Here is a 7,104-nt window from a genome sequence, read left to right on the forward strand (position 1 = left end):
ATCTCGTGATGATGAGCATCCAGGTCGGCTTCAGCGGCGCAGATGCGCCAGAATTCTTTGCAGAAGATTACGTTTGGCAGCCCCGGAGGCGGGGCTTGCCGGCTGTGTGGCATCACCAGCCCCGCCCCCTTCACTGAAACCTTCACGCTGCACCAATCCCAGGGTGTCCGCCGCGGTGAAGAATGCAAAGACATACCGCTGCGGAATCCTGAGCCGGCGTGCCGCCTCCGGCAGAGACAACGCCTCCCGGGTGAGCAGGGCGGTGATGCGCACTGCGTGAGGGAACGCCGACAACCGCGTCAGATTGGGCCATTGCCTGAGCCGGATCGGGCTGTCCAGATCCGTTCCCGCCGGCACCCTGCCACGGGATGCAAGCAGGGCGCAGTCCCACAGCAGGGTTTCCAGGTCGGTGTGCGGGAGCCCGCCGGACTCCCGCACACCGACCTGATCCCGAGGCACAATCCTGCTGGTTGATTCGGACAGGGGAATGGTTGCCAGGGTGCGCAGTTGCACATCGATCAGATCCACATGGGCCTGATTCAGGCCGGGCACCAGGGTGATGGAGCCATGATCCAGCTCCACCCTGGCCGCCTGTCCGGCACGCAAGGCCAGCGTCATGGCCTGTCGCAACCGGCCAACCAGATAGTCATCGGGCTGGAAACGAACACTGGCTGCCTGCAGGGGGTCCCCGGGATCGATATCGGGGGCACGGCCGATGATGTCCCTGATATCCTGGGCCGCCAGCCTTGAACCGACACGCCCCGGCGACGATGGCATCACCTCCCTGGCGTCGACGGCGCCGGGCTCCGGTGATTGCGGCAAAGCCTTCTCCCGCCCCTGCCCCTGGGCGCGAAACCCGTGACGGCCATCAGAGGCGGCAACATCCGCGTTCAACCGTTCAGTAGCTGTCTGCAGTGCCGTAACGAGCATCCCGGAGGTCAGGGGCTTGCGCACGAAAACCATATTGTCGCGGACATCCACATCCTGGATGGACAACAGGATGAATGGGGAATCGGGCCTGGCGCGGGCACGCTCGATCCAGAGATCCAGCCCGTCATAACTGTCCAGATCGATCAGGTGCAGATCGGCTGTGTCCGAATCGGACAGAACAAAGCGATTCTTCAGATGCGTCCTGAACAGCAGCTCCAGCGCATTTCTCATTCGCTCATCAACGCCGAGCACTGCCACTCTGCGGACGGGAAGACGGTCATCGGACATATCATGCCGCGGCATAGTGGGGATGATTCCGTTCAGGTTCGATCAAATGGGGCGTGAACCGGTCAGTCATGGCCGCACGATGCCCTCAAGGCCAGTCGTACCTCTGTTTTACGCCATGACTCCAGACCCGGTGCCTCCATTGCGGTCAATCGCTGGAAAATGCCACGGAAATGCTCCAGATCGCCGGTGGCGCGATAGATTTCCAGCAATTCCCGATGCAACTCCAGACGGGCGGGCGTTTCCAGAACTGCCTTTTCAAGGATGAGCCGCGCTGCATCCAGCTGACCGTGCTCCAGGCAATCCCGAGCTTCGCGCAAGGGATCGGCCAGGTCGGAGGGTGATGCTTCCTCAAACCGCTCCACCAGACACCAGCTGCCAAGCAAGCCCTTGCCAAGCAGGGAGGTTGAGGCGTCCGGCATTGGCTCTCTGGCATCAAGACCCGATTCGACCCGGTTTGCGAGGAAAAGATACTGTTCCGGCGTCAACACCGGCCTGGCGGCGGCGAGCATGCGCCGCCGAAGTGCGGTGCCACCGGTGCCAAGCACAATGAAGAGGTCAAGCAACGCACCATGGGCGCCATGGCCGTCGGGGATGGAAACAAGAAGGAGGATACGTCGAACATGGACCCGAAGATCCTGGGGGGTCCGGGTCACCTGGTAACACAGGAAAGATCGCAGCGCGTCCAGAGTGGCCGGCCCCGTTTCCGGGTGAAGAGCCGAGGTAGCGTGGACCGAGAATGCCAGTTCCAGATGGCCCGCCCCCGCGGGGACAGTGATCGCGTGCTCGCCCCCCAGCGCCTCGATCACCCGCATGGACATGTTGCATCACCCTGAAGGCGGACCATGTCTGAGAAGCGGTGCCAGGTGGTCCTGATCGTAATCTTTACAACCAACGCCGTGGAGTCCATTCACAAGCTCGCAAGGGATTCAGCTTCCCGTTAATGAAGACAGCAAGGATCAGGTGCGACAGGGGTATTCCCGAGAAGCGCCATCGAAGGGAATCATGCAACTAAAACAACCGGGGATCACTTCCGCAGTATCTAGCACGGCTTCCGATCACGGGTTAAGTCACAGGGTATCAACTGCCGAATCAAGCCGACAGCCGGTTGTCCGGCCTGAACCGGGATGATCGCGAGAGGAACATCATTGCGGCCGACTGAGCGGAAGATGGCGGGCCGCGACCGATAGTGATGATCACTACGAATTCGCTATAGCCCTACGATCGCGGTGGCGTCGGCGGCCTACTTGACAGCATGGAACATAACTGGAATAGCGGACGCGACATGACGCCCCCACCCGCGTTGAAATCCGCGCCCCAAATAGATTACATGTAGTCACGCATGACTATATTCGGAGAGCGGAATGCTGACCATCAACCTAAGAGACGCCAAGGCTAGCTTTTCCAGCCTTGTTGACGAAGCCGTCAAAGGAGAGATTGTAACCATTACCCGTCATGGCAAGCCCGTTGCGGCCCTGGTCTCGGTCGAGGCGGCGGAGATCGCGCGCAAGGCGCTCGAACGCAAACGGGCGGGCCTCGTGAGCTATCTCAGGACGTTCCCAGGTGGAGAGTTCGAGCGTAATCGCACCCCGTCGCGGGATATTGAGCTTTGAGCGGCTTTCTTCTCGACACCAACGTCGTCTACATGTTGGCGCCCTTGAGTGCGGAAGCACCGGCCGGTTTCCTCGACTGGCTGGACCGCATGGACGGTGACGGCCGGTTATTCCTGTCGGTCGTCTCCGTCCACGAAATCGAGAAGGGGATTGCGCTTCTCGATCACAAGGGAGCAACGGCCAAAGCCGCGAGCCTGAAATCATGGCTCAGCGGTCTCGTCTCCACATACGAGGACAAGATCATTGGTTTCGACGCTGAGGCTGCGGCGATCGGCGGGCGACTGGAAGCGAAGGCGCTTGCTGCCGGTCACGACCCCGGTATGGCCGATGCTGTGATCGCCGGTATCGCGGCAGTGCATGAACTCATCATCGTCACCCGCAACACGAAACATTTCCTGCCGTTCGGTGCCGCCGTGTTGTCGCCCGACGAGGCCGCGGCCGAAGGAAACCGAACATGACCACTCCCGCTTCTACAATTCCGCTGCACGCCGACACGGTGCGGCTGATCTATCGCCGCGACCACCCGCGCGCGCTTGCCCAGCGTGTCGAAGTCGCCGAGGGCGAAGTCAGAATCATGGGATCGAAGTCCCGGTTGCTTCAGACGCTGATGGCGAAAAACGGAGTAAACTCAGTGCCCACTCAGGGACTGAAGTGGCGGAAGGGGTGGGATTCGAACCCACGGACGGTTTCCCGTCGCTGGTTTTCAAGTTTTGTGTGGGCTAGCTTTGTTATCCTGCAACTCGCTTGGCGCAGCTTTATAACGCCTTAAAAATCAGTCACTTGAAGTCGTTGCTTGCTTGGCGCTGATTGTCGTAACTTAGCCTAGATTGCTAAACATACGCTAAAAACAGCATCTAGGAGATGACAATGCCGAAGCTCACCAAGACGTACATCGACAAAGCACAAGCCCCCGCCAGCAACTACGCCATGCACTGGGACGACTCCGTCAAGGGGTATGGTCTGCGGGTCACCGCGAAGGGAAAGAAGGTTTTCGTCGCTATGGGGCGGGTCAGTGGCAAGGCTGTGTGCTACACCCTTGGCCCCTACGGCGAACTGACCGAGTACGAGGCGCGGGAGAAGGCGCGGAAGGTGCTGCAAGCGATGCGCGACGGCATTGACCCTCGGGAGGTGAAGAAGCAGCAGGAGGAAGCCCGCAGGCTTGAGGAAATAGCACAGGTCACGCTCCGCGAGGTTGCCGACGCATACATGGGACGACCGGGCAAGCTGAAGGACAGTAGCAAGAAGGAGATCGAGCGCCACGTATCCGTCACCTTCAAGGAGTGGGAGCACAAGCCCATCACCAGTATCACCGAGGACATGTGCCGCCAGCGTTACGGCGAGATTCTGACCAAGGGCACCACGGGGAAGGGTACGGGCTCACCAGCTCAGGGGAACCAATCATTCTCGGTGCTCCGCGCCTTAATCCACTACGCCGGTCGCCGGTACAAGAAGGCGGACGGTACGCCGCTCATCATTAACAACCCTGTCGGCGCACTGAAAGACGACTGGCAGGAATTGATGCCCCGTAACACACGCATCCCCGAATCGAAGATCGGTGCCGTGTGGTATGCGCTGGAGCAGTGGCGGGAAACTGCATACACACGTGACGCACTCGCCAGCATTGACCTGATTATGTTCCTCATTCTCACCGGGGCGAGAAGCGGCGAAGCTATGCCACTAACGTGGGACAGGGTGAATCTTGAGGAAGGCTGGTTCCACCTGCCCGACACGAAGAACAAGAACCCGGTCTGGATGCCGTTATCCACACAGGCGGTAGAACTGCTCGAGACACGCCAGCGGGTCAAGGGTAGCCCGTTCGTGTTCACGACCTGGAGCAAGTCAGGCCATATCACCAGCCCGCGAGACATGATGAAGAAGGTTAGCGCGATTGCAGGGCTACACCTGACCCCACACGATCTGCGGCGCACCTTTACCACCTTCGGCGTGGCCAAGTGCGGCATTGATCCTCTCAAGATCGAGCTGCTCACGAACCACGTTCCCAAGGGTGTTACCGCCAAGCATTACCTTGAGACGAATCACCTGCAATACCTGAAACCCGAGGTGCAGCGCATGGCCGACTGGATCACCGGCGAGGCAAAGATTGCCGAGGCTATGGCCAAGGGTGACAACGTGGTGGCGCTCCGTGCGTAAAACCGGGCTAGCCCCTAAATATCAATGAAAACATCACGTTGCAAAGGCGCTGCAATCGTCGTACAGTAATTCCCAACAACCTCGCTTCCCAGTCCGAGCGTGACGCGGAACCCTCAACGGGTTCGGACTGGTAACGAAAAGTCTGCATGGCAGGCGGCGGGCAACTGGCACCCCAACACGGTGCAGTTCGCCTACCGCCTGCTTTCGTTTGTGCAGTCGGTGGGCTTGCTGAGAGCAACCGCCCATGAACCTTGATGAAATGACCTTCGAGCAGCTTTGCGAGCTGTTCAACTACACCCCCAAAGGCCGCCCCCTGACCAACGAAGAAGCCGCCGAGCTTCTGAGCTTCGCTCCCAACACGCTGGAGCAGCACCGCCACAAGGGAACCGGCCCCAACTTCTTCAGCCCACCCGGCACCCGCCGCGTCTGGTACTCCGAGCGCGTCCTACTTGAATGGCTGGCATCCGGTGCGCGTAGCAGCACCAGCGAAGCGACCGTTAAGGCGTGCGCCTGACGAACGCCAAACCCCATAACTGGCGTTCACTCGCTGGCAAATGGAATAACGCTGCGGCTAGCGCGACCGGCGACACGTCGCTTTCTAGCCCACTTGCAGCCCATCAAGAAAAAAGCGGCAGGGTTGGGCCGACCCTGCCGCCTTAAAGGTACTGTCTATGAACGGTAACAGCGAAAACAGCGTAGGACAGCCCTCGCTGGCAATGCAAGATGAAACGCAGGGCGAACAGCAGCCGCTACAAGCCCCGGCACAGGGTGGCCAATACCCTAACGGCGGTGACACTGCGAACGTGGCCCCAGCCGCCCCACAGCCCGAGCGCTGGGCGAACATACCGGCGGCGCTACGCAAACGCCCGCAATGGGTGCTGGCTGATCCCGACAAGCGCCCCCTGACTGCCGACGGTCACGCTGCGAGCAGCACCGACCCGGCGACATGGTGCGACTTTGATACGGCAAGCCGTGCAGCGCAGGCGAAGGGTCTGCATATCGGGTACATGCTGCACGAGGGAGACCCCTTCACCTGCATCGACCTTGATGTGAAGGACGAGACTGCGCCGCAAGTTGTGGAGGGATACCACAATGCCATCCGCAACTTCGACAGCTACACCGAACGGTCACGCAGCGGCAAAGGCTTTCACATCTGGATAGAGGGCAACATTGGTGCAGGTCGCCGCAAGGACGGCGTGGAGGTGTATTCGCAGGAGCGATTCATCATCTGCACCGGCGATGTGGTGCTTGACCGTCCCATTGCTGCACGCCCGGCACAGCTCGCCTCGCTGCTGGACTCCCTTGGACAGCAGCAGACCACGGTGTCAGAGATGGTAGAGCTACCGGCAGACGCCGACGACTGGCATGTCTTGCATCGGGCAGTAAGCGCCCGCAATACGGAGAAGTTCTGCAAGCTGTGGCAGGGTGACTGGCAAGAGGACTACACATCGCAGAGCGAAGCCGACTTCGCGTTACTGAGCATCCTTGCGTTCTACAGCGAGAGCAATGAACAGGTAAGGCGGTGCTTCCGTGAGTCGCGCCTTGGCAAGCGCGACAAGGCACAGAAGGACGATCGCTACCTGAACTTCTCCCTGAGCAGGATACGAGGTAGGCAGGCCATCGAGCAGCAACAGGCCGAAGCGATCAGGGCGCAAATTCCTGCGCTTGACGCTGCCATCGATGCGGCACTTGCGGAGAGCAGGGAGAAGCAGCGGTTTCGCTTCAAGCAAATTGGCGAAGGCGAGATTGACCTGAGCGCCACGCGTGCTCCGTCAATGGAGCTGGACATGATGCTTCAATCGCTGGTGTTTGTGGCTGCGGAGAAGCCCCTTGTCACCTTCCGCGACATGCCCGCCATACGCGTTCCCCCGAATGTCATGGGCACGCTGCTAGCGCACAACAAGACGGAGGTGGAAGATCAGAAGACGGGAAAAATGAAGTGGGTGCCGACGTTCAACATCTGGCAGCAGCACGAACGACGCATCGTTGTCTATACGCTGACGTTGTTCTGGTCAAGTCGCAGCGGACACGGATTAAGCAGCAACCGCTAAAAAATGTTGCTGAGGGGTGATGTACCCCAGGGACGAGTGGAGCCGGTCGCTGTTGTACTCCATCTCGATGTACT

General features: G+C 60.0%; 7 protein-coding genes. 5 read left to right on the plus strand and 2 right to left on the minus strand.

Going from position 1 to position 7,104, the window contains the following annotated elements; genetic code table 11:
* Nucleotides 1-30: 30 nt before the first annotated feature.
* Nucleotides 31-1,161: a hypothetical protein gene (locus CKO35_RS12850; RefSeq protein WP_200176546.1), complete on the minus strand. Its 1,131-nt coding sequence runs from the start codon at nt 1,159-1,161 to the stop codon at nt 31-33.
* A 119-nt stretch (nt 1,162-1,280) separates the two neighbouring features.
* A complete protein-coding gene (locus CKO35_RS12855; RefSeq protein ID WP_200176547.1) occupies nt 1,281-2,036 on the minus strand; it encodes a type IV pilus assembly protein FimV in 756 nt (251 codons plus the stop codon).
* A gap of 543 nt (nt 2,037-2,579) precedes the next feature.
* On the opposite strand from CKO35_RS12855, the gene CKO35_RS12860 reads away from it, so the two are divergent.
* The 5 genes from CKO35_RS12860 (at nt 2,580) to CKO35_RS12880 (ending at nt 7,030) form a co-directional block, all read left to right on the plus strand.
* Entirely contained in the window at nt 2,580-2,828 is a 249-nt protein-coding gene (locus tag CKO35_RS12860; protein WP_200176548.1) for a type II toxin-antitoxin system Phd/YefM family antitoxin, read from the plus strand.
* Nucleotides 2,825-3,286, plus strand: a complete 462-nt coding sequence (locus tag CKO35_RS12865; RefSeq protein WP_200176549.1) for a type II toxin-antitoxin system VapC family toxin — start codon at nt 2,825-2,827, stop codon at nt 3,284-3,286. Before CKO35_RS12860 ends, CKO35_RS12865 begins: the two co-directional genes overlap by 4 nt.
* 409 nt (nt 3,287-3,695) lie before the next feature.
* Complete coding sequence (locus tag CKO35_RS12870; RefSeq protein ID WP_200176550.1) at nt 3,696-4,979, plus strand: tyrosine-type recombinase/integrase; 1,284 nt, start codon at nt 3,696-3,698, stop codon at nt 4,977-4,979.
* 244 nt (nt 4,980-5,223) lie between these two features.
* On the plus strand, nt 5,224-5,493 hold the full coding sequence (locus CKO35_RS12875; protein ID WP_200176553.1) for a helix-turn-helix transcriptional regulator: 270 nt from the start codon (nt 5,224-5,226) through the stop codon (nt 5,491-5,493).
* A gap of 157 nt (nt 5,494-5,650) precedes the next feature.
* Entirely contained in the window at nt 5,651-7,030 is a 1,380-nt protein-coding gene (locus tag CKO35_RS12880; protein ID WP_200176551.1) for a phage NrS-1 polymerase family protein, read from the plus strand.
* Nucleotides 7,031-7,104: the final 74 nt, after the last annotated feature.

This window comes from Ectothiorhodospira shaposhnikovii (assembly GCF_016584105.1).
GTDB lineage: Bacteria > Pseudomonadota > Gammaproteobacteria > Ectothiorhodospirales > Ectothiorhodospiraceae > Ectothiorhodospira > Ectothiorhodospira shaposhnikovii.

Excerpts from the sequence above, each read along its gene's own strand:
- CKO35_RS12850 (WP_200176546.1), bottom strand. The coding sequence starts at position 1,161 with ATGAGAAATGCGCTGGAGCTGCTGTTCAGGACGCATCTGAAGAATCGC.
- CKO35_RS12855 (WP_200176547.1), bottom strand. The coding sequence starts at position 2,036 with ATGTCCATGCGGGTGATCGAGGCGCTGGGGGGCGAGCACGCGATCACT.
- CKO35_RS12860 (WP_200176548.1), top strand. The coding sequence starts at position 2,580 with ATGCTGACCATCAACCTAAGAGACGCCAAGGCTAGCTTTTCCAGCCTT.
- CKO35_RS12870 (WP_200176550.1), top strand. The coding sequence starts at position 3,696 with ATGCCGAAGCTCACCAAGACGTACATCGACAAAGCACAAGCCCCCGCC.
- CKO35_RS12875 (WP_200176553.1), top strand. The coding sequence starts at position 5,224 with ATGAACCTTGATGAAATGACCTTCGAGCAGCTTTGCGAGCTGTTCAAC.
- CKO35_RS12880 (WP_200176551.1), top strand. The coding sequence starts at position 5,651 with ATGAACGGTAACAGCGAAAACAGCGTAGGACAGCCCTCGCTGGCAATG.